This is a genomic window from Cellulomonas sp. URHE0023, from assembly GCF_000688475.1.
In the GTDB taxonomy this organism is placed as follows: domain Bacteria; phylum Actinomycetota; class Actinomycetes; order Actinomycetales; family Cellulomonadaceae; genus Cellulomonas.
The window spans coordinates 691,735-716,638 of sequence record NZ_JIAN01000006.1 but is presented as its reverse complement, the minus strand read 5'-3'; the positions used below and the strand labels follow the sequence as shown (position 1 = coordinate 716,638).

Genomic DNA, 24,904 nt, shown 5'->3' with positions numbered 1-24,904 from the left:
CGTGACCGACGAAGCCACCCCCACCACCGCAACGACGAGCGTCGAGGGTGAGGCGACGAAGGCGCCCCCGCGCCGCCGCCGTGCCACCCGTGTGACCGCTGCGCCCAGCAACGACGTCGCGACCGAGGCGATCACGACGCTGCCGACGCCCGAGCCGGCGCCGGCCGTCGCCGTAGCCCAGCCCGTCGAGGCGCCCGTCGCACCGGCGACGCCCGTCAAGAAGTCCCGCCGGGTGACCCGCACCGTCGTGCCGGTCAGCGCCGACGGGCCGCCGGCCGCCGCCGAACCGGCTGCTGTGTCCGCCGAGCCGGTCGTGGCAGACGCCCCGGCCGCCCCCGCAGCGGCGCCCGTGCCCGACGCCAGCTCCGAGGACGCCCCGCCTGCCAAGGCGCCGCGGCGTCGTCGTGCGAGCACGCGTCCCGTGACGACGCCCGAGCCGGTCGTCGAGGCCGAGCCCGAGGCCGAGGCCGAGGTCGACGACGAGACCGCCGCGCCCGCGCCCACGTTCGACGTGCTGGCGCAGTTCGCCTCGAGCGCCCCGGTTCAGGTTCCGCTCGAACCCGCCGAGCCGGCTGCAGCCACCACCACGAGCACGACGACGACCGGCCCCCGGTTCGCCACGACGGCGTTGCTGTTCCAGGCACCGGACCCGACCGCCACGCGCCCGCGGCGCCGTCGCGCACAGGCGAGCACCGGCTCGCCCGAGGAGATCTCCGAGGCTGCGCACCGCATCGAGGCCGACGAGCCCACCGCGGCTGCGGTCGCCGAGTCCGAGCAGGCCGACGCTCACGGCGCCGAGGCGTCCAGCACGACGACGTCGTCGTCGGCACGCGGCTCACGCCGTCGCGGCCGTCGCGGTCGCAGCGGCGGCGGTGCGGGGACCGGTGCGGGGACGGACGAGCCGCAGGACGACTCCGCCGAGGACGACCTCGAGGCGGCCTTCGCGCGCGACCTCGCGCAGGACCTCGCGCAGTCCCAGGACCGCGCGGACGAGGACGAGCCCGACACGGTCGCGGCGGACGAGGCCGACGACTCGGACGAGGACGAGGACGGTCCGGACGACATCGGCGGAGGTGCCGGAGCGGCGCGTCGTCGACGCCGTCGTGGCGGTCGTGGACGGCGCAGCCGCCCGGACTCCCCGGCCGGGGCGTCCGAGGACGAGGCGACCGACGACGAGAGCGCCCCGAGCGAGGACGCCGACGACACCGACTCCGACGAGTCCGGGTCCGATGACGGCGGGTCGAGCCGTCGCCGTCGTCGCCGTCGCCGTGGCTCCTCGGGTGGCTCGGCCGACGCGGCTGAACCGCGCGCGACCCGCACCCGGGCACCCAGCGACGAGGTCACCGCACTGCGCGGGTCGACGCGGCTGGAGGCCAAGCGCCAGCGTCGGCGCGACGGACGCGATGCGGGGCGTCGTCGCCAGATCATCACCGAGTCGGAGTTCCTGGCCCGCCGTGAGTCGGTCGAGCGCACGATGATCGTGCGCGAGAAGAACGCGCGCACGCAGATCGCCGTGCTCGAGGACGGTGTCCTGGTCGAGCACTACGTGTCCAACCAGGCGCAGACGTCGATGGTCGGGAACGTGTACCTCGGCCGGGTGCAGAACGTCCTGCCGAGCATGGAGGCGGCGTTCGTCGACGTGGGCAAGGGCCGCAACGCCGTGCTCTACGCCGGCGAGGTCAACTGGGACGCGACCGGGCTCGAGGGCGGGTCGGCGCGTCGCATCGAGCAGGCGCTCAAGTCCGGGGACCCGGTGCTCGTCCAGGTCACCAAGGACCCGATCGGGCACAAGGGTGCGCGGCTGACCTCCCAGGTCACGCTCGCCGGTCGGTACCTCGTCTACGTCCCCGGTGGCGGCATGACAGGCATCAGCCGCAAGCTCCCGGACACCGAGCGCAACCGCCTCAAGCGGATCCTGCGCGAGATCGTCCCCGAGTCGGCGGGCGTGATCGTGCGCACCGCCGCAGAGGGTGCCTCCGAGGATGAGCTGCGCGCCGACATCGCGCGCCTGCAGGGTCAGTGGGAGGCGATCGAGAAGAAGTCGAAGACGGCGTCCGCACCCGCCCTGCTGCAGGGTGAGCCCGACATGGCCATCCGCGTGGTGCGCGACATCTTCAACGACGACTTCTCCAAGCTGGTCGTCGAGGGTGCAGAGGCGTGGACCACGATCTCGTCGTACATCGACGAGCTGGCCCCGGACCTCGCGCAGAAGGTCGAGCGCTGGACGTCGCAGACCGACGTCTTCTCCGTGCACCGCATCGACGAGCAGCTGGCCAAGGGCATGGACCGCAAGGTCTGGCTGCCGTCGGGCGGCTCGCTCGTGATCGACCGCACCGAGGCCATGACGGTCGTCGACGTCAACACGGGCAAGTTCACGGGCTCGGGCGGCACGCTCGAGGAGACCGTGACGCGCAACAACCTCGAGGCCGCCGAGGAGATCGTCCGTCAGCTCCGGCTGCGGGACATCGGCGGGATCATCGTCATCGACTTCATCGACATGGTGCTCGAGTCGAACCGTGACCTCGTCCTGCGCCGGTTGGTCGAGTGCCTGGGGCGCGACCGCACCAAGCACCAGGTCGCCGAGGTCACCTCGCTCGGTCTGGTTCAGATGACCCGCAAGCGCGTGGGTCAGGGCCTGGTCGAGGCGTTCAGCGAGAACTGCGAGCACTGCCACGGGCGCGGGTTCATCGTGCACGAGGAGCCGATCGAGAAGAGCAACCAGCGTCCCGACGCGGGTGAGCAGCAGGCGCCCTCGAACGGTGATGCGGCCAACGCGCGCTCGCGACGCAAGCGCGGCGGAGCGGCCAAGGAGCCGGTCAGCCACGCGCCGCACGCAGGCGTACCGGTCCTTCCCGAGGCGCGTGAAGCGGTCAAGGCGACTCTCGCGACGATCGCGGCCGCGGCCGCGCACGCGCACGAGCACGAGCACGAGCACGCTGCCGTCGTCGGTGCACCGGACCAGGAGGCGCCTGTCGACGAGGTCGCGGAGCTGGAGACCGAGCAGGTCGCGCCCGCACAGCCGGCGCTGGACGTCTTCGCGGCGCTGGCCGCGTCGCACCCGGGGGCGACCGCGGCCGAGCACCGGGAGGACGGCGAGGGCGCGCAGCTCGAGCTCACTCCCGTCCCGGCCGACGTGTTCGAGGCGGGCGACGACACGGAGCTCGAGGCGGGCGACGAGACCGAGCTCGAGGCGGCCGACGAGACCGAGCTCGAGCCGGCCAGCGAGACCGAGCTCGAGCCGGCCAGCGAGATCGAGCACGAGCTCGAGCGGGACGGCGTCTCCCAGGTCGATCCGGAGGGCGAGTCCAGCGAGCCCGTCCGCGAGCCCGAACAGGTGTGAGCGCGGCCTGAGGCTCCCCGCGTCGACGTGCGTTGTGTCACGTCGTCCGCGGGGGAGCCGTCCAGGTTTGACCCTGCGGCGTGCTGTCCGTACTCTTGAATGTCGGCGCGTCGTGTGCGCGCCGATCATTGCGTGCCGCGTGATCCCACGGGATCGGTGCCGACGCGAACCCCGACGGAAACCGGTGCAGACCGGTGGTGCGGGATGTGCGCGGGCGCCAGGGCAGGCACTGCACCGCAGGTACGAGAAGTTTCTATGACATTCGCAGTTCGACGAGCAGAGATGAGCAGCAACGTGGTGTACGCGATCGTGAAGGCTGGCGGCCGCCAGGAGAAGGTCGCTGTCGGCGACGTCGTCGTCGTCGACCGTCTCTCCGCGCAGGCCGGCTCGACCATCGAGCTGACCGCCCTGCTGCTCGTCGACGGTGCGACGGTCACGACCGACGCCTCGGCGCTGGCCAAGGTGAAGGTGACGGCGGAGGTCGTGCGGGACGAGAAGGGTCCCAAGATCGACATCCTCAAGTACAAGAACAAGACCGGCTACCGCGTCCGCAAGGGTCACCGCCAGAAGCTGACCCGCCTGAAGGTCACCGGCATCTCCTGATCTCGCGCCGCGGCCCCTCGGCTGCGGACCCCCACACTTCTGAGCACGAAAGCAGGTTCGTCATGGCACACAAGAAGGGCGCGAGCTCCTCGCGCAACGGTCGCGACTCCAACGCCCAGCGCCTGGGCGTCAAGCGCTTCGGTGGCCAGGTCGTCAAGGCCGGCGAGATCATCGTCCGCCAGCGCGGCACGCACTTCCACCCCGGCGTCAACGTCGGCCGTGGCGGCGACGACACGCTGTTCGCCCTCGCCCCGGGTGCCGTGACGTTCGGTCGTCGCCGTGGTCGCAAGGTCATCGACGTCGTGGTGGCCGCTGAGGTCTGAGTGTCACAGTGCGCGGCATCGGGCCGTGCTCGTCGCTTGTCAGTTCTTCGTGAAGGGGCGCACCAGTGCGGTGCGCCCCTTTCGCGTGTGAGTATCGAATGAGCAAGAAGGAGGTTCAGCCGTGGTGACATTCGTCGACCGGGTCGTGCTGCATGCGACCGGCGGTGACGGTGGGCACGGCTGTGCGTCCATCCACCGGGAGAAGTTCAAGCCCCTCGCCGGCCCCGACGGAGGCAACGGCGGCAACGGCGGCTCGGTGATCATCGAGGTCGACCCTCAGGTGACGACGCTGCTGGACTACCACCACCTGCCGCACCGGCACGCCCCCTCGGGCACGCAGGGCATGGGTGACCACCGCTCGGGCTCGACGGGCGGCGACCTGGTGCTCGGCGTCCCGGACGGCACGGTCGTCAAGGACGTCGAGGGCAACGTGCTCGCGGACCTCGTCGGCGTCGGCGCGCAGTACGTCGCAGCCCCCGGCGGCCGTGGGGGACTGGGCAACGCGGCTCTCGCCTCCGCTCGCCGCAAGGCCCCCGGCTTCGCGCTGCTCGGCGAGCCGGGCGAGGCGCACGACGTCGTGCTCGAGCTCAAGACGATCGCGGACGTGGCCCTCGTGGGCTATCCGAGCGCCGGTAAGTCGAGCCTCGTCGCGGCGATCTCCGCTGCGCGGCCCAAGATCGCCGACTACCCGTTCACGACTCTGGTGCCCAACCTCGGCGTCGTCCAGGCCGGGACGGCCCGTTACACGGTCGCGGACGTCCCCGGGCTGATCCCCGGTGCCTCCGAGGGCCGTGGCCTCGGTCTGGAGTTCCTGCGCCACATCGAGCGCTGCGCCGTCATCGTGCACGTGCTCGACTGCGCGACGCTCGAGCCCGACCGGGACCCGATCACCGACCTCGAGGTCATCGAGGCCGAGCTGGCCACCTACGCCGGCGACCTGAGCATCGAGGGTGGTCGGGTGCCGATCACCGAGCGCCCGCAGATCGTCGTGCTCAACAAGATCGACGTCCCCGAGGCGCGCGACCTGGCCGAGCTGGTCAGGCCCGACCTCGAGGCACGCGGTCTGCGCGTGTTCGAGGTGTCGACGGCCAGCCACGAGGGTCTGCGCCCGCTCACGTTCGCGCTCGGCGAGATCGTCGACAAGGCCCGTCGTGACGCCCCAGTGCCCGAGAACACGCGCGTCGTCCTGCGCCCGAAGGCCGTCGACGACGCCGGGTTCACGGTGACGCGGCGCGAGGTCGAGGGCCAGGGCGTGTACTTCTGGGTGCGTGGCGACAAGCCGGAGCGCTGGGTCCGCCAGACCGACTTCTCCAACGACGAGGCCGTCGGCTACCTCGCCGACCGGCTCGCCCGCCTCGGCGTCGAGGAGCAGCTGTTCAAGGCGGGTGCCACGCCCGGTGACGAGGTGCGCATCGGCCCCGAGCACAACGCGGTCATCTTCGACTGGGAGCCGACGCTCATGACGGGCGCCGAGTTCCTGGGCGGCCCGCGTGGCGTCGACCTGCGCATCGAGGAGCGCACGCGCCCCACGCGTGGCGAGAAGCGCCAGGAGTACAAGGAGCGCATGGACGCCAAGACGGAGGCCCGCGAGGAGCTCTGGACCGAGCGCGAGGCCGGTGTCTGGACCGACGCGGCCTCCGAGTGACGTCCGGCCCGCGGATAGGAACCGCAGGTCAGGTGCGTCGCGCGGCAGAATGCGCGTCGTGACCGTCGACCCCCTGGACCGCCAGCAGCTGGTCACCGCGGCGCGCCTCGTCGTGAAGATCGGGTCGTCGTCGCTGACCACGCCCGACGGGCGGCTCGCGCCGGAGCGGCTCAACGCGCTCGTCGAGGTGCTCGCGGCGCGCCGTGCTGCCGGTGGCCAGGTCGTGCTGGTGTCCTCCGGCGCGATCGCGGCGGGCATCGGCCCCCTCGGGCTGGCGGCCCGGCCGAAGGACCTCGCGACTCAGCAGGCCGCGGCCTCCGTCGGCCAGGGGCTGCTCGTGGCGCACTACACCGCGGCGTTCGCGCGGCACGGCCTGCAGGTCGGTCAGGTGCTGCTGACCGCCGACGACACCGTCCGACGCGTGCACTACCGCAACGCGCACCGGGCTCTGACCAGGCTGCTCGACCTGGGCATCGTGCCGGTGATCAACGAGAACGACGCCGTCGCGACCGACGAGATCCGGTTCGGTGACAACGACCGACTGGCGGCGCTCGTCTCGCACCTCGTGCACGCCGACGCGCTCATGCTGCTCAGCGACGTCGACTCGCTCTACACCGGGCCGCCGTCGCGTGACGGGTCCCGGCGCATCGCGTCGGTCGTGGTCGCGGAGGACCTCGAGGGCATCGACGTCGCGTCGCGGGGCAGCGCGGTGGGCACCGGAGGCATGGTCACGAAGCTCGAGTCGGTCGCCATCGCGACGCAGTCGGGTGTTCCGGTCGTCCTGACGTCCGCCGCCCAGGCCGCTCAGGCGCTGGCGGGCGAGGACGTGGGCACGTGGTTCACCGCGACGGGTCGTCGTACGTCGATCCGGCGGCTCTGGCTGGCGCATGCGGCGAGCACCCGCGGCCGGCTCCTGCTCGACGCCGGAGCCGTGCGTGCCGTCGTCGAGCGGGGCACCTCGCTGCTGCCCGCGGGGGTCACCGGAGCGGAGGGTGCATTCGAGGAGGGCGACCCCGTCGAGCTCGTCGGGCCCGACGGCGCGTTGGTGGGCCGCGGGCTCGTGGCCTACGACGCCTCGGAGGTGCCCGGGCTGCTCGGCCGGTCGACCCAGGACCTGCGGGCGGAGCTCGGCCCCGGCTATGACCGCGAGCTCGTGCACCGCGACGACCTCGTGCTGGTCCGCAAGCGCCGCTGAGCCGGTGGACGGGCGACGTCCGCACATACTGAGGCGTGCGGACGCCGCCGAGGTCAGGCGGTGACCGGAACGGGGCTCGGCGTCCGACGCGTCAGAGGGTCGCGCAGACCGAGGTGCTCACGGAGCGTGCTGCCCGTGTACTCGGTGCGGTAGGCGCCCCGCTCCTGCAGCTCCGGGACGAGCAGGTCGACCACGTCGTCCAGACCGCTCGGGATGATCCACGGCGTGATGTTGAACCCGTCCGTCGCACCCGTACGCACCCAGCGGATGAGCTCCTCGGCGACCGTGGCCCCGGAGCCGACGAACCCGCGCTGGCGCTCCTGGGCGATCACGAGCTGACGGATCGACAGGTTCTCGGCCTCCGACCGGGCTCGCCACTCCTGGGCGATCTCGCGGGGGTCCTTGCCGTGCCGGCGGGTGCCGCGCGTCTCGCCGATGATCTCGATGACCGGGTCGTGGCTGGGCACGGGTCCGTCGGGGTCGTACCCGGAGAGGTCCTCGCCCCAGACCTGTCCCAGCAGGGACAGGGCGGTCGCGGGCGTGACCTGCTGCTCCTTGACCCAGCGCGCCTTCTCCCAGGCGTCGTCGTCGGTGTCGGCGAGGACGAACTGGGTCCCGGGCAGGATCTTGACGTCGTCCTGCGGCCGGCCTGCCGCGACCGTACGGCGGCGGACGTCCTCGGCGAACGCGTACGCGTCGTCGTAGTCGGTGCCGTGCGCGGAGAAGATCACCTCCGCGTGAGAGGCGGCGAAGTCGCGGCCGTCGGCAGAGTCGCCGGCCTGGAACAGGACCGGGTGACCCTGCGGGCTGCGCGGCACGGTGGGGGTCACCGTGATGTCGAGCGTCTCGCCGGAGAACCGCACCTGGCCGTCGGGGGAGCCGTCCCAGATCGCCTGGGCCGCGCGTACGAACTCGCCCGCGCGGACGTACCGCAGGCTGTGGTCGAGCCAGCCGCCGCGCCGGAAGTTCTCCCCGGTCCACGCGTTGTCCGTGGTGACGATGTTCCACGCACCACGTCCCCCGGAGAGCAGGTCCAGGCTGGCCAGTCGGCGCGCGAGGTCGGCCGGGTCGTTGTAGGTCACGTTCTGCGTGGCGACCAGGCCGATGTGCGTGGTGACCGCAGCAAGGGCCGCCAGCTGCGTGATGGCGTCGGGGCGTCCGACGACGTCGAGGTCGTGCAGCACCCCGTTCTGCTCGCGCAGCCGCAGGCCCTCTCCCAGGAAGAAGGCGTCGAACAGCCCGCGCTCGGCCGTCTGGATGATCTGACGGAACGACTCGAAGTCGGTCTGTGAGCCGCTCGCCGGGTCGGACCAGATGGTCGAGTGGTTGACGCCCTGGAAGAAGACGCCGAAGTGCACATGGGCGTGCGGGCGCAGAAGGTCGGTCACGAGATCTCCTCGAGCGTCGCGAAGCGGTTGGTCGGACGGGGGAGGCGCAGGGTGTCCCGCAGGGTGGCCCCGGGGCGTGGGGTGGGAACGGCACGGGCGACCCGCAGCGCCGGAAGAACCCGACGGACGATCTCGGGCAGCTCCTCCTCGAGCACCGACGGCAGCAGTCGCACGCCGTCGACGACGCCCCGCAGGGAGAGCAGGAGCTCCACGAGCCCGTCGGCGGAGCCCGTCCACCGGACGACGTCGCCGGACGGCGTGACCTCGTCCAGTGCGGCAAGCCGGTCGGCAGCCGTGGCGCGCTGGGTGTCGAGCGTGACCGCCACGTCGAGGAATGTGAGCGGGGCGCCGGACGACTCGGGCGTCTGGACCAGCGCGACATCGAGGAGCTCGGTCGGCACCGTCCCGGCGCGCGCGACGACCACCGGCTGTCCCTGCGGGCCGCGGGGGACGATCAGCGGTCCCTTGACCGTGAACGGCGCCCGTGAGCCGTCGGGTGCGTCACGCAGGCCCGGTCCCGCGAACGGTCCCGACCCGCCGCTCGTGAAGTCGACGTAGTGCAGCCGGTCGCGGTCGATGTACCGGCCGGTCGCGGTGTCGCGGACGACCGCGTCGTCCTCCCACGAGTCCCACAGGTCACGGACCACGCGGACCACGTCCCGCGTCTCGTCGAGAAGGTCCTGCCCGTCGGCGACGGGCCGGTCGAGGGCCGCACGTGCACCGGGAACCGGACCGGAGCCGACGAGCCAGCCCGAGCGGCCCGTCGAGGCGTGGTCGAGCGCGGCCACCTGCGCCGCGAGGTGGAACGGCTCGGTCACCGCCGGGTGCGCCAACGGCACCAGGCCGATGCGGGAGGTGAGCGGCGCGACGAACGCTGCGCGGGTGACCGCGTCGACCCCGGACGGTCGCGTCAACGAGTCGTCGAAGGTGACGAACGAGACGCCCGCGTTCTCGGCGGCGGCGACCGTGCGACGCAGGTGGTCGGCGGACAGCAGCCGGTCCGGGGACAGCGAGGTGGCGTAGGCGGCTGCGGGATGCGCACCGGCGCCGTCGACCTCGAGAGCGATGTGCAGCGTCATGTCAGTGGCGTCCTGAGCAGAGGCGCGGTCATGGGTCCTGCCTTCCAAGAGGGGTGGTCCGGTCCGGGCGTGACGGGGGCGGACCGCACGCGGCCCGCCCCTCGTCGTGATGCGGTCAGCCCGCGATCCATGCCTGCGTCAGCTGGTCGAGGCGCGAGTCCGCCCCGAGCTGCACGTCGTGCACGTCCGTGTCGAGCCCGAGGAACGTGGTCAGCTCGTGCACCGGGACCACGTGGTGCTGCGTGACCAGCCGCTCCTGCGCGTCGGCGAGGACGGCGTCGCGCTCGGTCGGGTCACCGATCGTCAGCTGCTTCTGCAGCAGCGCCTCCAGGTCGGGGTCGGCCAGCTTGTAGAAGTTGGTCGCCGCCGTGGAGTACTGCGTGCGCAGCACGTCACCGTCGGCCCTGCTCAGGTTGCCCCAGACCAGGTCGAAACTGCCCTCCTTGAGCTTGGCCTGGAAGTCGGGCACCGCACCGCTCCAGAGCTGTGCGTCGATCCCGTTGGCCTTGAGCTCCTGCTGGATGAGCTCCACCGACGTCTGGTTCGGCGAGAAGTTGGTGATCCAGACCAGGACCGGTGCCAGCGGCTTGCCGTCCTTGGCGTAGATGCCGTCCGCACCCTTGGCCCAGCCGGCCTTCTCGAGGACGCTCGCGGCCTTCTTCGGGTCGGTCACGATGCTCGTGCTGACGTCGGCGACCCCCGGCGTCGTGCTCGCGAGCGGTCCTTGTGCCACGGCGAAGCCGTCGTTGAGGGCGGTGTCGCGGACCTCGGTCGGGTTCACGGTGAGCGCGATGGCCTCGCGTACGGCCGGGTCGGAGCCGAGGGCACCGGCCTCGTTGAACGTGAGCCCGAACGTGATCCCGGGGTTGGCCCGGTGCACCACGTCGAAGCCCGAGTCCTCGAGCGTCGCGATGTCGGTCGGCTGCACGCCTCCGATCACGTTGACCTGGTCGGAGGTGAGCGCTCCGGTCCGCACGCCCGCCTCGGGGATCACCTGGAACGTGACGGAGTCGAGGTGCGCCTTGCCGGTGTTCTCGCGGCCGGCCGGACCCCAGGCGTACTCGGGCCGGGCCTTCAGGACCGTCTCCGTGTCCTTGGTGTAGTGGTCGAGGGTGAACGGCCCGGTGCCGACCACGCCCGTACCGCTCGCGCGGTCGTCGAAGGGGATCGCGAGCGTCGAGTCGGCGACCAGCCCGAGGGCGACCGAGGACGAAGCCTGCGGGAACGCTGCGTTGGGCGTCGTGAAGGCGACGGTGACGGTCGTCGGGTCGACGACGGTCGTGCCGGCGTAGCCGATGAAGCTGGCTGCGGCGGAGCTCTTCGCACCAGCCGCGATGGCGTCGTCGAAGTTCTTCTTCACCGACTCAGCGGTGAAGGGCGTGCCGTCGGAGAAGGTCACGTCGTCGCGCAGCGTGAACGTGAACTGCGTCGCGTCGGCGTTCGCCTCCCACTTCGTGGCCAGCCACGGCTTGAGCGAGCCGTCGGCAGGGTCCTGCCAGAGCAGGGAGTCGACGAGCTGGCGGGTCACGTAGAAGGTGTCGTTGCCGGATCCGACGCCGGACGGGTTCAGCGAGATGGGGTCGTTGCCGATCGCGAACGTGAGATCGCCGCCGTCGACGGGGGCGTCTGCGGCGGTCGAGGCGCTCTCGTCGGATCCCGCCTCCGTCGTGCCCGACGAGCACGCCGCGAGCAGGAAGGCAGTGGTGGCGATGCCGGCCAGGAGGCCGGCGTGACGGCGCGAAGGTCGTCGCAAAGACATGGTCTGGTGCTCCTTGATGAGGGTGTGGGAAGGCGTGCGGGGGCTCATCCGCGTCGACACGAGGTCACGACGCACCCCCCTGGCCGACGCGCACGCGACCGCCAGGGATCGCTGAGAGCAGCTCCGCGGTGTACGCGTCGGTGGGTCGGGCGAACACGTCCTCGACGTGCCCCTGCTCGACGACGCGCCCGTGCTGGAGGACGGCGACCTCGTGGGCCACCTGCCGCACCACGGCGAGGTCGTGCGAGATGAACAGGTACGACAGCCCGAGCTCGGCCTGGAGGTTGGCCAGCAGGTCGAGGATCTGCGCCTGCACCGAGACGTCCAGCGCGGACACCGGCTCGTCCAGCACGACGAGCTCGGGGTTCAGCGACAGGGCGCGGGCGATCGCGACGCGCTGCCGCTGCCCGCCCGACAGCTCGGCGGGCCGGCGCTGCAGGACGGTGCGGGGCAGCGCGACGACGTCCAGCAGCTCAACGGCCCGGGCCGCGCGCTCGGTACGGGACCCCACCGCGAAGGCGCGCAGCGGCTCGGTGATGATCCGCTGGACGGAGAACCGCGGGTCGAGCGACGCGTACGGGTTCTGGTAGACCACCTGCATCCGTCGGCGCAGGAGCCGCAGCGCTGGTCCGTGGGTGTGGGTGACGTCCGCGCCGTCGAACAGCACCGACCCGGACGTCGGCTCGGCGAGCCGCAGCGCGAGGCGTGCGGTCGTGGACTTGCCCGAGCCGGACTCGCCCACGAGTGCCAGCGTCCGCCCCTTCGGCAGGACGAACGACACGTCGTCGACCGCCCGCAGGGTGCCGCCGCCGGCGGACCGGGGGAGCGGGAACTCCTTGGTCAGGTTCCGGGCCTCGAGGACGGGGACCGCGGACCGTGGCACCGGGGCGGCGATGATGCGGGCACCGCGCAGGCTCGGTGCCGCCGCGAGCAGCTCGCGCGTGTACGGGTCGCTGGGTGACCCGAGCACCTCGTCGGGCGTGCCCTGCTCGACGACCCGGCCCTGCGACATCACCACGATGCGGTCCGCTCGGTCGGCGGCCACACCGAGGTCGTGCGTGATCAGCAGGATGCCGGTCCCGGTCCCCGTGGTCAGCTGTTCGAGGTGGTCCAGGATCTGGCGCTGCACCGTGACGTCCAGCGCGCTCGTCGGCTCGTCGGCCACGAGCAGGCGCGGCTTCGCGGCGAGCGCGATGGCGATGAGCACCCGCTGCCGCATGCCTCCCGACAGCTCGTGGGGGTACTGGCGTGCGCGGACCTCCGGCTGAGCCAGACCCGCACGTCGCAGCGACTCGATCGCCTCGACGTGCGCGTTCTTGCGGTCGGCGAGCCCGTGGATCCGCAGCACCTCGGCCACCTGCTCGCCGATGCGGGTCACCGGGTTGAGGGACACGGTCGGGTCCTGCGGCACGAGCCCGACGAGGATGCCGCGCACGGTGCGCAACGCCCGCTGCGAGGCGTTCACCACGTCGTTGCCGAGGAGGTCGATGCTCCCGTGGTCGATCACCGCCGCCGGCGCGAGCAACCGGACGACGGCCGCGGCCGTGGTCGACTTGCCGGAACCGGACTCGCCGACCACAGCGACGGTCTCACCGGCGTCGACGTGCAGCGAGACGTCGCGCACGGCGCGGACCGTGCCGCGACGGGTCCGGTACGCGACCGCGAGATCGGTGACGGTGAGCAGGCGCTCGCTCATGCGTCGTTCCCTTCGTGGCGGTCGAGGGCGCGGGAGATGCGGCCGGCCGCGAGCACGGTGAGCGCGATCGTCAGGCCGGGGAGCGTGGTCAGCCACCACGAGGTGCGCAGGTAGTCGCGCCCGCCCGAGACGAGCGCTCCCCACTCGGGCGCCGGCGGGGGAGCGCCGAACCCGAGGAAGCTGAGGGCGGACACGGCGAGGATCGCGGCGCCGAGCTGGAGCGCGGCCAGGACGATGACGGGACCGGACGCGTTGGGCAGCACGTGCTGGAAGAGCACGGACCACCAGCGGCTGCCGCCGGCGTGCGCGGCCTCGACGTACACCGACGAGCGGACGCGCAGGACCTCGGAGCGCATGATGCGCGACACCGTCGCGACCGAGGCCAGGCCGACCGCGATCGCCACCTTGATGGTGCCGAAGCCGAGCGCGGTGATCAGGGCGAGCGACAGCAGGAGCCCCGGGATGGAGAGCAGGACGTCGATGATCCGCATGACGACGTCGTCGAAGACGCCCCCGACGAAGCCGGCGAGCAGTCCTACCGCTGCACCGACGAGCAGCCCTACGCCCACGGCGACGAGCGCGGCCTCGAGGGTCAGGTGCGTCCCGTGCACCACCCGCGTGTACAGGTCGCGCCCGATCTGGTCGGTGCCGAACCAGTGTGCGGAGGACGGCGCCTGGAGCTTGTCGGCCGGTACGCCGACGAGCGGGTCACCGGGAGCCAGCAGCTGCGGTGCGAACGCCGCCGCGAGGATGAGTGCGAGCCAGACCGACGCGACGAGCAGGCCGGGCTTGCGCAGGATGTCGAGGAGCCAGGCGAGCCGTCCGCGGGTCTGCTCGTCCTGCCGCTCGCGCAGGGCGTCGGCGAACCGGTCCTTCGAGGTGGCGGTGACGTCGTCGAGGAGCTCTGTCATGTCACACCCCGGCCGTGGCGGGCTCGAGCGTGGGGGCGGCCTGCGCGGTGGCCGGCTGGCTCCTGGCGGCCTTCGAGTGCCGCACGATGCGGGGGTCGAGCAGCGGGTAGAGCAGGTCGACCGCGAGGTTGACCAGCACGAAGACGGCGGCGGCGAACAGGACGATGCCTTGCACCACGGGGATGTCCTGTGCGGTGACGGAGGTTGCCGTCAGCCGCCCGATCCCGGGGCGGGAGAACACGGTCTCGGTGACCACGGCGCCGGCAAGCAGCTCGCCGACCACAAGTCCGGTCACGGTGAGCGCGGGGAGCGAGGCGTTGCGCAACGCGTGCCGGAAGTGCACCCGAACCGGGCCCACGCCCTTGGCGCGCGCGGTGTCGACATAGGGCTGGCGCAGGCTGTGCTGCAGGCTCCTGGACAGCATCTGCGCGATGAGCGCGGCCGTCGGCACCGCAAGCGTCACCGCCGGGAGCACGATCGAGGAGAACCCTTTGTTCCCGACCGCCGGGAAGATCGGGTGGGCGAACGAGAACCACTGGACGAGCATCAGACCGAACCAGAACGAGGGGATCGCGACGCCGAGCGGCGGGACGCCGAGGAGCGCGTTGGACAGTCCTCGAGAGCGCGTCAGCGTGGCGACGATGGCGAGCGCACCGCCGACGAGCAGCGCGAGGACGAACGCCGCCGCGGCGATGGCCGCGGTCGGCGGGATCGCCTCGGCGATCAGCGCCGCGACCGGTCGGTGCAGCACGACGGACGAGCCGAGGTCTCCCCGCAGCGCGGCCCCCAGGTGGGTCGCGTACTGCACGGGCAGGGACTGGTCGAGGCCGTACTGCGCCCGCAGCGCGGCGAGCTGGGCCGGTGTGACGTCCGAGGACTCGCTGCCGAACATGAGGGAGACCGGGTCGCCCGGGAGGGCGTAGAGCACGACGAACGACACCGTGTACGCCGCCCACAGCACGAGGAGCGCCTGTCCGAGGCGTGCGAGCACGTAGCGGTTCATCGTGTGCCCCGGGGGTAGGCGCGCATCGGGTCGTCCTCGCTTCGTCGTCTGTGCTTGCACGGCGGGTGCCGTGCCGGGTAGTCACCTGGAGCACCCCGTCACTGCCGAAGGGTTGCTGTCCGACGAGCCAGGGCTTTGCGTCGGAACTCGAGACCGGCCGCGAAAGTAGGGACCGCACTCCTTGTCGTCAACGGTCTTCTGGGACATCTCACGAGATGGACACGATGCCCGCAGACCGAGATGTGAGACGTCGGCCACCGACCGTTGACTTCCGTCGCGCTGCCGCAGACGCTCCCCGCCGACCCGTCGACAACGCGCTCACCAGGGGAACCATGTCTGTCGTCCTCGCTCCGTCCACGCTCGAAGCCCGGTACGGCGGCATCGCGCCGGCCGACATCGCCAGCAGCGACGTCATCGAGCTCCAGCTCGCGCACCGCTCCGTGCGGCGCTACCTGCCCGACGCGGTCACGGACGCCGAGCTCGCGGCCGTCGTCGCCGCCGCGCAGTCCGCAGCGACCAGCTCGAACCTCCAGCTCTGGAGCGTGGTCGCGGTGCGCGACCACGAGCGGCGTGCCGCGCTGTCCGCGCTCGCGGGCGACCAGGTGCACATCACGCAGGCCCCGCTGCTGCTCGTCTGGCTCGTCGACCTGGGCCGCGCGCACGCCATCGCCGCCGCCCACGGCGCACCGACCGAGGGCGCCGAGTTCCTCGACACGGCCGTCGTCGGGTTCGTGGACGCCGCGCTCGCGGCTCAGAACGCGGCGCTCGCCGCCGAGTCGCTCGGCCTGGGCACGGTATACATCGGCGCGCTGCGCAACGAGCCGGTCGAGGTCGCCGCGCTCCTGCGTCTGCCGCGCCACGTGTTCGCCGCGTTCGGGCTCGTGGTGGGGCGGCCGGACCTGTCCGAGAACACCCGTGTGAAGCCTCGCCTGCCGCAGTCGGCCGTGCTGCACCACGAGGTGTACGACGCCAGCGAGCACGCCGACGACGTCGCCGGCTACGAGGAGCGCATCGGCGAGTTCTACGCGGTCGAAGGTCTCGCGCACTCGTGGGTCGGGCGCGTGCTGGCCCGGCTCTCCGGCCCCGAGGCGCTCAACGGACGCGACCAGCTGAGGTCGGCTCTCGAGGACCAGGGGTTCCCCCTGCGATGAGCACCACCACGAGCCGGGAGATCGGCCCTCTGTCGGTGTCGTCCGTCGGTCTCGGCGCGATGTCGCTGACCGGGGCGTACGGCACCGCGGACCGCGACGAGTCCGTAGCGACCGTGCGACGCGCGCTCGAGCTGGGCGTGACGTTCTTCGACACGGCCGACGCCTACGCCGACGGGGAGAACGAACGACTCCTCGGTCCGCTGCTGGCACCGCACCGGGATCAGGTCGTGCTGGCCACCAAGGTCGGCCTCGGCGTCCCCGGCCGTGAGGTCGACGGCCGGCCGGAGCACGTCGACCGTGCGATCGACGCGAGTCTCGAACGGCTCGGCTGGGACCACGTCGACCTCTACTACCTGCACCGGGTGGACCCGCAGGTGCCGATCGAGGAGACGGTCGGGGCGCTCGCGGACGTCGTGCGGGCCGGCAAGGCGCGGTACATCGGGCTCTCCGAGGCGTCGGCCGCGACGATCCGACGTGCGCACGCCGTGCACCCGGTCGCGGCCGTGCAGAGCGAGTACTCACTGTTCCACCGTGGCGTCGAGGACGAGGTGCTCCCCACGCTGCGGGAGCTCGGCATCGGCTTCGTCCCGTTCTCGCCGCTCGGTCGGGGGATCCTCAGCGGCGCCGTGACGTCGGCCTCGATCGAGGTCGGCGACGCCCGCGCGCGCCACGAGCGGTACCAGGGTGACGCGTTCGCCTCCAACCTCCGTCTCGTCGAGCGGCTGAGAGCGCTGGCCGATGCCCGCGGTGTGCCGTCGGCCAGGCTGGCGCTCGCCTGGGCCCTTGCGCAGGGCGACGACATCGTCCCGATCCCCGGAACGCGACACGCCACCCACCTGGAGTCCAACGTCGCCGCCGCCGACCTCGTCCTGGACGCGGCGGACCTGGCCGTGATCACCGATGCGGTTCCGGCCTCGTCGGTGGTGGGTGTCCGGCACCCGCAGGCGCACCTGCTGGATGGCTGACGCGACGCCGATGACCAGTACCGCACCCGTGGTTGCCCGCGCGTCCGAGTCGGAACCGGTGGACCGCACCCGTGTCCTTGCGGTGTGCCTCGTCGTCGGCTTCGCCACGCTCGTGGACCAGGCCATCCTCACCGTGGCGGTCCCGTCGATGCGCGGGTCGCTCCCGGCCCGGACGAGCGAGGTCCAGTGGATCCTCGCGGCCTACTCGTTGGCGTTCGCCGTCGCCCTCGTGCCTGCGGGCCGGCTGGGCGACGCCCGTGGTCGGCGCAGCCTGCTGATCGGAGGAGTCGCGGCGTTCTCGGTGTTCAGCATCGTCGGTGCGACCGCGCACGACCCGGACGTGGTGGTGCTCGCCCGGCTGCTGCAGGGCGCCGGTGCAGGAACGGCCAACCCGCAGGTCATCGGGCTGGTCCAGGACCACTTCCCGGGGCGCGAGCGCACGCGCGCACTGGGGCTGTATGCCACCGTGGGCGCGTTCGCGGCGGTGGTCGCACCACTCATCGGCGGCACGGTGATCGGCGTTGCGGGCACACCCGACGCCTGGCGCTGGGTCATGGTCTTCAACGTGCCGTTCGGCCTCGCCGCCGCGGTGCTGGGCTGGCGGTGGCTCCCGCGCCGGACCTCCGTCCCTCGGACGGCCGACCTCGACCTGCCGGGCCTCGGTCTCCTGGCGGCGGCGACCGTCACGCTCCTCGTGCCGGTGGTCGTCGTGAGTGGCGGCGGCGACCGGTCGACCGGTCCGGCCGGGATACCGACGGTGGTGTACGGAGCCCTGTGCGTCCTCGCGGTGCTGGCGTTCGTGGTGTGGGAGCGGCGCTACGCCCGACGTGGGCGGACCCCGATCCTCCTCCCGGAGCTGGTGCACAACCGCGGTTTCGCCCTGGGCACGGCCGTCGCGATGTTCACCTTCGGGGCGGCGCTGGGCTCGTCTCTCGTGCTGACGCTCTTCCTCCAGGAGGCGCTCGGGCTCACCGCCCTGCATGCAGGTCTGGTATCCACCCCCGCCGCCGTGGTGGGTGGGCTCGCGTCGGCGTTCGCGTGGCGCATCACGGGTGGACGCGGGCGTTCCGCGGTGACGTGGGGGCTCGTCGCCGTCGCGCTCGGCACCCTCGCCACCATCGCCCTCGTGCTGCTCGCACCGCCGACCGTCGCCGTCGTGGGCATCGCGATCGCGCTGGCGCTCACCGGCGCGGCGAGCGGGCTGTCGTCGGTACCGAACCAGTCGCTCACGCTCGGCCACGCGACGGCCGGTGCGCACGGGCTCGCCGCGGGCTTCCTGCAGGTGTCGCAGCGGATCTCGTCGACGCTCTGCATCGCGGGCATGGGCGGCGTCGTGCTCGCGTCGGCAGTCCCCGGTGACATCCCTGCCTACCGGCGGGCGACCGCGGAGGGTCTGGCGGTCACCGTCGTGCTGGTCCTGTGCGGCCTCGTCTGCTCGTGGCTCGACCGCCCGTCCCACCCGACCACATCTGTTCCCACCACGTCCGCAGTACTGACGGCCGCCAGGCCGTGAGCCCCACAAGGAGAGCCCCATGACCGAGACCACATCCCGCCCCGGCGCGCCCGCCGAGCACCTCAGCCTCGAGGAGGCGTCCGCGCTCGCACCCGCCGTCACCCCGCAGGAGGCCGCCGCGCGCGTCACGGAGGGCGCCTTCCTGCTCGACGTGCGCAGCGAGGCCGGCCGGTCCCGCACCGGCGCCATCCCCGGTGCGACGGTCGGAGACCGGTACGCCATCGACGACGAGTTCGACCTGACCGCGGCCACGCACCACGCGCCCGTCGTCTCGTTGGACACGCCGATCGTGGTCGTCTGCGGCTCGGTTCGAGGGTCGGGCCCGGTCGCCGCGGAGCTGCGGGCCAAGGGCTTCACCAACGTGGCCCACGTCGAGGGCGGGTTCGGGGCCTGGAAGGACGCGGGCCTGCCCGCCGAGGAGCCGACGACCCGATGAGCACACCGTCCACCGCGTTCCTCGACGAGCTGCACGCGCGCACCGAGCGTCGCCGCGCGTCGTTCGTGCCGCTGACCTCCCCGTTCGAGGGCGCCGACGAGTCCTCGCGGGCCCGTGTGCGCAGGGCGGCGAGCGCGGGCGAGGGGGACGTCCTCGACGTCGCGCACGCGATCCACTCGCACGCCGAGGAAGCGTTTCGTGAGGTCCGCTCCGTCGCGGCGATCGCGGACCTGCTCCGCGCGCACGGTGTTCCCGCGACCGTGGGCTCGCACGGGCTGTCGACGTCGCTGCGCGCGGGCCTGACCAAGGCCGGGCCTGACGACGGTGCGGTCCGTGAGGACGCTGGTCCGACCCTCGCGATCATCGCCGAGTACGACGCGCTACCCGGGGTCGGCCACGCGTGCGGGCACCACCTGATCGCCGGTGCCGCGACGGGGGCGTTCCTCGCGCTGGCCGCGGCGGTCGCGGACGGGCTGGACCTTCCAGGCCGGGTGCTCCTGCTGGGCACGCCGGCCGAGGAGGGCAGCTCCGGCAAGGAGATCTTGGCGCGGAACGGGTTCTTCGTGGCGGTGGACGCCGCGATCATGGTCCACCCGTTCGGCTTCGACGTGGTCGACCACCCGTTCCTGGGCCGGCGCCAGCTGCGGGTCACCTACCACGGGGTCGCGGCGCACGCGTCGGCCAGCCCGTTCATGGGGCGCAACGCCCTCGACGCGGTTGCGCTGAACTACCAGGCGGTCGCGATGCTGCGCCAGCACATCCCGCCGAGCGACCGCGTGCACGGCGTGGTGCTCGAAGGTGGGACGCGGCCGAGCGTGGTGCCCGAGCGTGCCACCGTCGAGTACTACGTCCGGTCGGCCAGCCCCACCACCCTCAGCGACCTGTCCGAGCGCCTCGCGGACATCGCGCAGGGCGCCGCGTTGGCCACCGGCACCACGGCCGAGCTCGTCTGGGACGCGGCACCGTTCACGCTCCCGGTCCGCACCAACGGTCCGCTCGCCGAGCGCTGGGCCGTGCACCAGGAGGAGCGCGGACGGACGGTGCTCGCCGGGGGCGTGGTCCCGGAGTCCTTGGCAGCGTCCACGGACTTCGGGAACGTGAGCGTCCGGTTGCCGGGCATCCACCCGATGATCGCCGTGAGCGACCCGGGCGTCGCGCTGCACACCCGCGAGTTCGCGGACGTCGCCGGCGGTCCGCGGGGCGACGCGGCCGCGATCGACGGTGCCGTCGGGCTCGCGCTGACCGCGCTGGACTACCTGTCAGACCCGGACCTGCGCGCGGCCGTGCGCCAGGACTTCGAGGACGCCGGCGGTGTCCTGGACGTCGAGGGGTACTTCTCGTGATCGTGCGCACTGCAAGGCCCGACGAGCTCGACACCGTCGCGGTGCTGACGGAGCACGGCTTCGCGACGGGGCCGTTCGGGCCGACGAAGGACCCGGAACGGCTGGCGCTCCTGCGTGACGCTGCGGGACGGGCGGCCGCGGGGGACCTGCTGGTCGCGGCGGACGAGGGCCGGCTCGTGGGCACGGTGAGCCTGGTTCGGCCAGGGACCGGCTACACGAGGCAGGCGCGCGCCGACGAGGCCGAGGTCCGGTTGCTCACCACCGCGCCGGAGGCCCGCGGGCTCGGCGTCGGGGCCGCGCTGATGGCCGCGTCGATCGAGCGCGCGCGTGCGTGGGGCGTCTCCGGGCTCGTGCTCGACACGGGTGCCCGCAACGCCGCCTCGCAACGGCTCTACCACCGGCTCGGGTTCGTGCGGCTGGTCGATCGCGAGACCATCGAGGGGCTGGTCGTCTTCGGCTACGACTTCTCCCGCTCCGGCGTGCTGGTCCGCCTCGTCGCGCCGCACGAGTACGCGCGCGTGTCCCAGCTCTCGGTCGAGGCCTACAGCCACGACTACGACATCCGCGACGAGTACCGCGCGTCGCTCGCCGACGTCTCCACCCGGGCCCGCGAGCACGAGGTGTGGGTCGCGCAAGACCAGGCGACGGGCGAGCTGCTCGGCACGGTTGCCACCCCGCGGCCGGGCGAGCACATCTCGGAGCTGGGCCAGGACGGCGAGCTCGACTTCCGGCTGCTCGCCGTCGCTCCGGCCGCACGACGCCGCGGCATCGGGGTGCTCCTCACGAAGCACGTGATCGGGCTGGCCCGCCAGCGGGGCCTGCACCGGGTGGTCATGAACTCCGGCCCGCAGATGCTCGGTGCCCACGCGCTGTACGAGCGTCTCGGCTTCGTCCGTCTCCCCGAGCGTGAGACACGCACGGTCCCGGGCGGCACGTTGCTGGCCTTCGGCTTCGACCTCTCCACCGTCCCCGTCACGCAAGGAGCACGACCGTGAAGTTCCAGGTTCTCGACATCGTCCCGCACGGCCCTCACCCGGTGACCGGCGAGCTGCTCGACCCCTCGACCCGCCTCGAGCGTGTCGTCGAGACGGCCGTGCTGGCTGAGGAGCTCGGGCTCGACGCGTTCGCGGTCGGCGAGCGTCACGCGGGCGACTTCCTGTCGTCGTCGCCCACCGTCCTGCTCGGCGCGCTCGCGCAGGCGACGGACCGGATCCTGCTCAGCACGGGTGTGACGGTGCTGAGTCTGCTCGACCCGGTCCGGGTCGCCGAGGACTACGCGACGATCGACCTGCTGTCTCGCGGCCGGCTCGAGATCGTGATCGGCAAGGGCAACGAGGACAAGCACTTCCCGTTGTTCGGGCTCGAGCTCGAGCACCAGTACGACTACCTGGAGGAGAACTACGAGCTCCTCACGCTCCTCCTGAGCCAGGAGCACGTCGACTGGCACGGCACGTTCCACGCGCCGCTCACCGACGCCACGACGCTCCCGCGCCCGTACGACGGACCGTTCCGCATCTGGCACGGCTCGGCCACCAGCACGATCGCGGTCGACCTCGCCGCCAAGCACGGCGACCCGATCGTGTCCGCCAACGCGCTGCAGCCGCGCGAGAACTACAAGGTGCTCATCGACCGGTACCGCGAGCAGCTGGTGGCGCACGGGCACGACCCGGCGGTCGGCTACGTGGGCTCCGGCTCCGGGGGGCTGTTCCTCGCGGACACGACGGAGCAGGCGACCGAGGAGTACCGCGCGGTGTACGAGGGCTTCGCGGCACGGATGGCGGCCCGGCACGCCGGCGAGACCCGGCCCGGGAAGGTCTCGTCGTTCACCCACATCGAGGACGCGGTCGAGCGCGGTCCGGCCCTCGTCGGCTCCCCGGAGCGCGTGGCCGAGAAGATCCTCGACTACCACGGCTCCTACCAGCACGACCTGCAGTCCGTCTCGCTGAACCCGGTGCTCCCGTACGAGCAGCAGCAGGACGTCCTGCGCCGGTTCGCCGAGGAGGTCGTCCCGCTGGTCCGGGCCGAGGTCTCGACGACCCTGTGGGGCCCGCAGGACGCCGGTCGCGCCCGAGGCCTCGACCGTCTCGTGGTGGCCTGACGTGTCCGTGGAGTTCCTGGGCGCGGGGTACGGCAACCCGTCGACGGAGACGACGCCGCTCGTCGGACCCGTCTGGGACCCCGGGTACGCCCGGGACATCGCGCGGGCGCACGAGGCGAGCGGCTGGGACCACGTCCTGTTCCCGTACGCGTCCGACGGTCCCGACCCGGCGCAGGCTGCCGCGTGGGCGTCCGCGCACACGGACCGCATCCTGCTGCGCGTCGCGCACCGGCCCAACGTCTCGGCGCCCACGTTCGCCGCCAAGACGTTCGCGACGCTGCAGACCGCGTCCGGCGGGCGCGTCACGGTGCACCTCATCGCGGGAGGCCTGACCAGCGACCAGCTGGCCGAGGGCGACGGCCTGGACAAGGACGCGCGTTACGACCGGCTGGCCGAGTACGCCGAGGTCCTGCTGCGGTCGTGGACCTCCGCGCGGCCGTTCACGCACGCCGGGCCGTACTACGCGGCGCAGGACTTCGTCCTGCGGGCGCGGTCCGAGCCTCGTCCGGGGCTCTCCGCGGGCGGGGCGTCGCGTCGAGCCCTGGAGGTCGGTGCGCGCGTCGCGGACGTGTTCGCGTTCTTCGGTGAGCCGCTCGAGGCGACGGCGCAGCAGGTCGAGCTGCTGCGTGGATTCGCCGCGGCGGCGGGCCGCCCGACGCCTCGTCTGCAGATCGCCTTCCGGCCGATCGTGGCGCCGACGGACGACGAGGCGTGGGCCAAGGCGCACGCGATCCGGGCACGCATCGACGAGCTGGCCTCACGACGCACGGTACGGACCCTCACCGAGGCGCCTCGCGAGCCCGGCAAGCTCCCGGAGAACACGGCGAACCTGCGGCTGGCCGAGCTGGCGGCGTCGGGCGACCGGCACGACCGGGCGCTGTGGACCCCGACGGTCGCCGGCGCAGGAGGACTGCCGACGAGTGCGACGGCCATCGTCGGCTCGTACCGGACCGTCGCCGATGCGCTTCTCGACTACGTCGACCTGGGCTTCGAGATCTTCGGGCTGCGCGGGTACGACCTCCTCGCGGACGCGGTCGAGTTCGGCGAGAACGTGATCCCGCTCGTGCGCGCGGGCGCCACGTCGAGGCTGGCTGCGGCCGTACTACCCTGACCAGATGACCACGTCGCTCGACCAGCCGCCGACCACGGCACCCCAGGCGCCCGGCGGGACGGACGTCACTGCGGCCGTGCGCGCTGTTGCCGAACGGGCGAAGGTCGCGTCCCGGACGCTCGCCACGGCCACGCGCGCCACCAAGGACGCCGCCCTGCGCGCGATGGCCGACGCGCTCGTCGAGGCCACGCCGCAGATCGTCGAGGCCAACGCGGTGGACCTCGAGCGCGGTCGCGCCAACGGCACGTCTGCCGGACTCCTCGACCGTCTCGCGCTGACGCCCGACCGGATCCACGCGATCGCGGACGCACTGCGCGAGCTCGCGGCGCTGCCTGACCCGGTGGGCGAGGTCGTCCGCGGTTCGACGTTGCCCAACGGTCTGCGCATGCGGCAGGTACGGGTCCCGATGGGTGTCGTGGGCATGATCTACGAAGCCCGCCCGAACGTGACGGTCGACGCCGCCGGGCTCGCGCTCAAGAGCGGCAACGCGGTGATCCTTCGGGGTGGGTCCGCGGCGGCGGCGAGCAACGAGCTGATCGTCGACGTCCTGTCGCGGGCCCTCGTCTCGCAGCGCCTGCCCGGTGCGCTCGTCCAGTCGATCGACGCGTACGGGCGCGAGGGTGCCGTCGCGCTCATGCACGCCCGGGGCCTGGTCGACATCCTCGTGCCGCGCGGGGGAGCGGACCTGATCCAGACGGTCGTGCGGGAGTCCACCGTGCCGGTCGTCGAGACGGGCGTCGGCAACGTGCACGTGTACGTCGACGAGTCGGCGGACCTGGCGATGGCGCTGCCGATCCTGCTGAACGCGAAGACCCAGCGCGTCGGTGTCTGCAACGCCGCCGAGACGCTGCTCGTGCACCGGGCCGTGGCCGACGAGTTCCTGCCGATCGCTCTCGCGATGCTCGCGGACGAGGGCGTCACCATCCACGCGTGCGAGGAGACGCTCGCCCTGGCGCCCGACGAGGCGGACGTCGTGGCGGCCACGGACGAGGACTGGGCGACCGAGTACCTGTCGCTGGACCTTGCGGTCCGGGTCGTCGACTCGCTCGACGAGGCGCTCGAGCACATCCGTACCTGGAGCTCGGGGCACACCGAGGCGATCGTCACGCGCGACCTCGCGTCCGCGGACCGGTTCGTCGCCGAGGTGGACTCCGCTGCCGTGATGGTCAACGCCTCGACGCGGTTCACGGACGGCGGGCAGCTGGGCCTCGGTGCAGAGATCGGCATCTCCACGCAGAAGCTCCACGCGCGGGGTCCCATGGGACTCGGCGAGCTGACGACCACCAAGTGGATCGTGCACGGCGACGGGCACGTAAGACCCTGAGCAGCACATCCGTTCGTGCGA

The 24,904-nt window shown here is 72.5% G+C and carries 20 protein-coding genes and 1 riboswitch; of the genes, 14 read left to right on the top strand and 6 right to left on the bottom strand.

Annotation, left to right across the window (positions count from 1 at the left end):
- The first annotated feature begins 1 nt into the window (after window position 1).
- The 5 genes from N553_RS22510 to proB all read left to right on the top strand — a co-directional run bounded on the left by N553_RS22510 (window position 2) and on the right by proB (window position 7,106).
- Window positions 2-3,340, top strand: coding sequence for an Rne/Rng family ribonuclease (locus N553_RS22510; protein WP_051640121.1), 3,339 nt, complete (start codon window positions 2-4; stop codon window positions 3,338-3,340).
- Between the two features lie 294 nt (window positions 3,341-3,634).
- A complete protein-coding gene (rplU, locus tag N553_RS0112480; RefSeq protein ID WP_197030074.1) occupies window positions 3,635-3,943 on the top strand; it encodes a 50S ribosomal protein L21 in 309 nt (102 codons plus the stop codon).
- Between the two features lie 62 nt (window positions 3,944-4,005).
- Window positions 4,006-4,266, top strand: a complete 261-nt coding sequence (gene rpmA, locus N553_RS0112475; protein ID WP_028046797.1) for a 50S ribosomal protein L27 — start codon at window positions 4,006-4,008, stop codon at window positions 4,264-4,266.
- A 121-nt stretch (window positions 4,267-4,387) separates the two neighbouring features.
- Window positions 4,388-5,911, top strand: coding sequence for a GTPase ObgE (gene obgE / locus N553_RS0112470; RefSeq protein WP_028046796.1), 1,524 nt, complete (start codon window positions 4,388-4,390; stop codon window positions 5,909-5,911).
- Between the two features lie 49 nt (window positions 5,912-5,960).
- Window positions 5,961-7,106, top strand: coding sequence for a glutamate 5-kinase (proB, locus tag N553_RS0112465; RefSeq protein WP_028046795.1), 1,146 nt, complete (start codon window positions 5,961-5,963; stop codon window positions 7,104-7,106).
- A 53-nt stretch (window positions 7,107-7,159) separates the two neighbouring features.
- Here the strand turns inward: proB and N553_RS0112460 are convergent, their stop codons facing one another.
- The 6 genes from N553_RS0112460 to N553_RS0112435 form a co-directional block, all read right to left on the bottom strand.
- A complete protein-coding gene (locus tag N553_RS0112460; RefSeq protein ID WP_028046794.1) occupies window positions 7,160-8,494 on the bottom strand; it encodes an LLM class flavin-dependent oxidoreductase in 1,335 nt (444 codons plus the stop codon).
- A complete protein-coding gene (locus N553_RS0112455) occupies window positions 8,491-9,573 on the bottom strand; it encodes an LLM class flavin-dependent oxidoreductase (RefSeq protein WP_028046793.1) in 1,083 nt (360 codons plus the stop codon). Before N553_RS0112455 ends, N553_RS0112460 begins: the two co-directional genes overlap by 4 nt.
- A gap of 115 nt (window positions 9,574-9,688) precedes the next feature.
- Window positions 9,689-11,332 (bottom strand): ABC transporter substrate-binding protein, encoded by a 1,644-nt coding sequence (locus tag N553_RS0112450; protein WP_028046792.1) that lies wholly within the window; start codon window positions 11,330-11,332, stop codon window positions 9,689-9,691.
- A gap of 64 nt (window positions 11,333-11,396) precedes the next feature.
- The gene (locus N553_RS22505) at window positions 11,397-13,028 is read right to left on the bottom strand and encodes an ABC transporter ATP-binding protein (protein WP_034621851.1); all 1,632 of its coding nucleotides are present in this window, start codon (window positions 13,026-13,028) and stop codon (window positions 11,397-11,399) included.
- Complete coding sequence (locus N553_RS0112440; RefSeq protein ID WP_028046791.1) at window positions 13,025-13,939, bottom strand: ABC transporter permease; 915 nt, start codon at window positions 13,937-13,939, stop codon at window positions 13,025-13,027. The genes N553_RS22505 and N553_RS0112440 overlap by 4 nt, the downstream gene beginning before the upstream one ends.
- Window position 13,940: 1 nt before the next feature.
- Entirely contained in the window at window positions 13,941-14,942 is a 1,002-nt protein-coding gene (locus N553_RS0112435; RefSeq protein ID WP_028046790.1) for an ABC transporter permease, read from the bottom strand.
- A 45-nt stretch (window positions 14,943-14,987) separates the two neighbouring features.
- Window positions 14,988-15,097, bottom strand: a riboswitch (SAM riboswitch).
- 177 nt (window positions 15,098-15,274) lie between these two features.
- Here N553_RS0112435 and N553_RS0112430 point away from each other — a divergent pair.
- The 9 genes from N553_RS0112430 to N553_RS0112390 are packed head-to-tail and all read left to right on the top strand — an operon-like array spanning window position 15,275 to window position 24,883.
- Entirely contained in the window at window positions 15,275-16,093 is an 819-nt protein-coding gene (locus N553_RS0112430; RefSeq protein WP_028046789.1) for a nitroreductase family protein, read from the top strand.
- A complete protein-coding gene (locus N553_RS0112425) occupies window positions 16,090-17,058 on the top strand; it encodes an aldo/keto reductase (RefSeq protein WP_028046788.1) in 969 nt (322 codons plus the stop codon). The genes N553_RS0112430 and N553_RS0112425 overlap by 4 nt, the downstream gene beginning before the upstream one ends.
- Window positions 17,051-18,571, top strand: coding sequence for an MFS transporter (locus N553_RS22500; RefSeq protein WP_197030041.1), 1,521 nt, complete (start codon window positions 17,051-17,053; stop codon window positions 18,569-18,571). The genes N553_RS0112425 and N553_RS22500 overlap by 8 nt, the downstream gene beginning before the upstream one ends.
- A 19-nt stretch (window positions 18,572-18,590) precedes the next feature.
- Window positions 18,591-19,007: a rhodanese-like domain-containing protein gene (locus N553_RS0112415; protein WP_028046787.1), complete on the top strand. Its 417-nt coding sequence runs from the start codon at window positions 18,591-18,593 to the stop codon at window positions 19,005-19,007.
- Complete coding sequence (locus N553_RS0112410) at window positions 19,004-20,350, top strand: amidohydrolase (RefSeq protein WP_028046786.1); 1,347 nt, start codon at window positions 19,004-19,006, stop codon at window positions 20,348-20,350. The genes N553_RS0112415 and N553_RS0112410 overlap by 4 nt, the downstream gene beginning before the upstream one ends.
- 2 nt (window positions 20,351-20,352) lie before the next feature.
- On the top strand, window positions 20,353-21,345 hold the full coding sequence (locus N553_RS25415) for a GNAT family N-acetyltransferase (protein WP_197030039.1): 993 nt from the start codon (window positions 20,353-20,355) through the stop codon (window positions 21,343-21,345).
- The gene (locus N553_RS0112400) at window positions 21,342-22,448 is read left to right on the top strand and encodes an LLM class flavin-dependent oxidoreductase (RefSeq protein ID WP_028046784.1); all 1,107 of its coding nucleotides are present in this window, start codon (window positions 21,342-21,344) and stop codon (window positions 22,446-22,448) included. The genes N553_RS25415 and N553_RS0112400 overlap by 4 nt, the downstream gene beginning before the upstream one ends.
- Before the next feature lies 1 nt (window position 22,449).
- The gene (locus tag N553_RS0112395; protein ID WP_028046783.1) at window positions 22,450-23,559 is read left to right on the top strand and encodes an LLM class flavin-dependent oxidoreductase; all 1,110 of its coding nucleotides are present in this window, start codon (window positions 22,450-22,452) and stop codon (window positions 23,557-23,559) included.
- 4 nt (window positions 23,560-23,563) lie between these two features.
- Window positions 23,564-24,883, top strand: coding sequence for a glutamate-5-semialdehyde dehydrogenase (locus N553_RS0112390; RefSeq protein WP_028046782.1), 1,320 nt, complete (start codon window positions 23,564-23,566; stop codon window positions 24,881-24,883).
- Window positions 24,884-24,904 lie beyond the last annotated feature (21 nt).

Excerpts from the sequence above, each read along its gene's own strand:
- rpmA (WP_028046797.1), top strand. The coding sequence starts at position 4,006 with ATGGCACACAAGAAGGGCGCGAGCTCCTCGCGCAACGGTCGCGACTCC.
- proB (WP_028046795.1), top strand. The coding sequence starts at position 5,961 with ATGCGCGTCGTGACCGTCGACCCCCTGGACCGCCAGCAGCTGGTCACC.
- N553_RS0112455 (WP_028046793.1), bottom strand. The coding sequence starts at position 9,573 with ATGACGCTGCACATCGCTCTCGAGGTCGACGGCGCCGGTGCGCATCCC.
- N553_RS0112450 (WP_028046792.1), bottom strand. The coding sequence starts at position 11,332 with ATGTCTTTGCGACGACCTTCGCGCCGTCACGCCGGCCTCCTGGCCGGC.
- N553_RS22505 (WP_034621851.1), bottom strand. The coding sequence starts at position 13,028 with ATGAGCGAGCGCCTGCTCACCGTCACCGATCTCGCGGTCGCGTACCGG.
- N553_RS0112440 (WP_028046791.1), bottom strand. The coding sequence starts at position 13,939 with ATGACAGAGCTCCTCGACGACGTCACCGCCACCTCGAAGGACCGGTTC.
- N553_RS0112435 (WP_028046790.1), bottom strand. The coding sequence starts at position 14,942 with ATGAACCGCTACGTGCTCGCACGCCTCGGACAGGCGCTCCTCGTGCTG.
- N553_RS0112430 (WP_028046789.1), top strand. The coding sequence starts at position 15,275 with ATGTCTGTCGTCCTCGCTCCGTCCACGCTCGAAGCCCGGTACGGCGGC.
- N553_RS0112425 (WP_028046788.1), top strand. The coding sequence starts at position 16,090 with ATGAGCACCACCACGAGCCGGGAGATCGGCCCTCTGTCGGTGTCGTCC.
- N553_RS22500 (WP_197030041.1), top strand. The coding sequence starts at position 17,051 with ATGGCTGACGCGACGCCGATGACCAGTACCGCACCCGTGGTTGCCCGC.
- N553_RS0112415 (WP_028046787.1), top strand. The coding sequence starts at position 18,591 with ATGACCGAGACCACATCCCGCCCCGGCGCGCCCGCCGAGCACCTCAGC.
- N553_RS0112410 (WP_028046786.1), top strand. The coding sequence starts at position 19,004 with ATGAGCACACCGTCCACCGCGTTCCTCGACGAGCTGCACGCGCGCACC.
- N553_RS0112390 (WP_028046782.1), top strand. The coding sequence starts at position 23,564 with ATGACCACGTCGCTCGACCAGCCGCCGACCACGGCACCCCAGGCGCCC.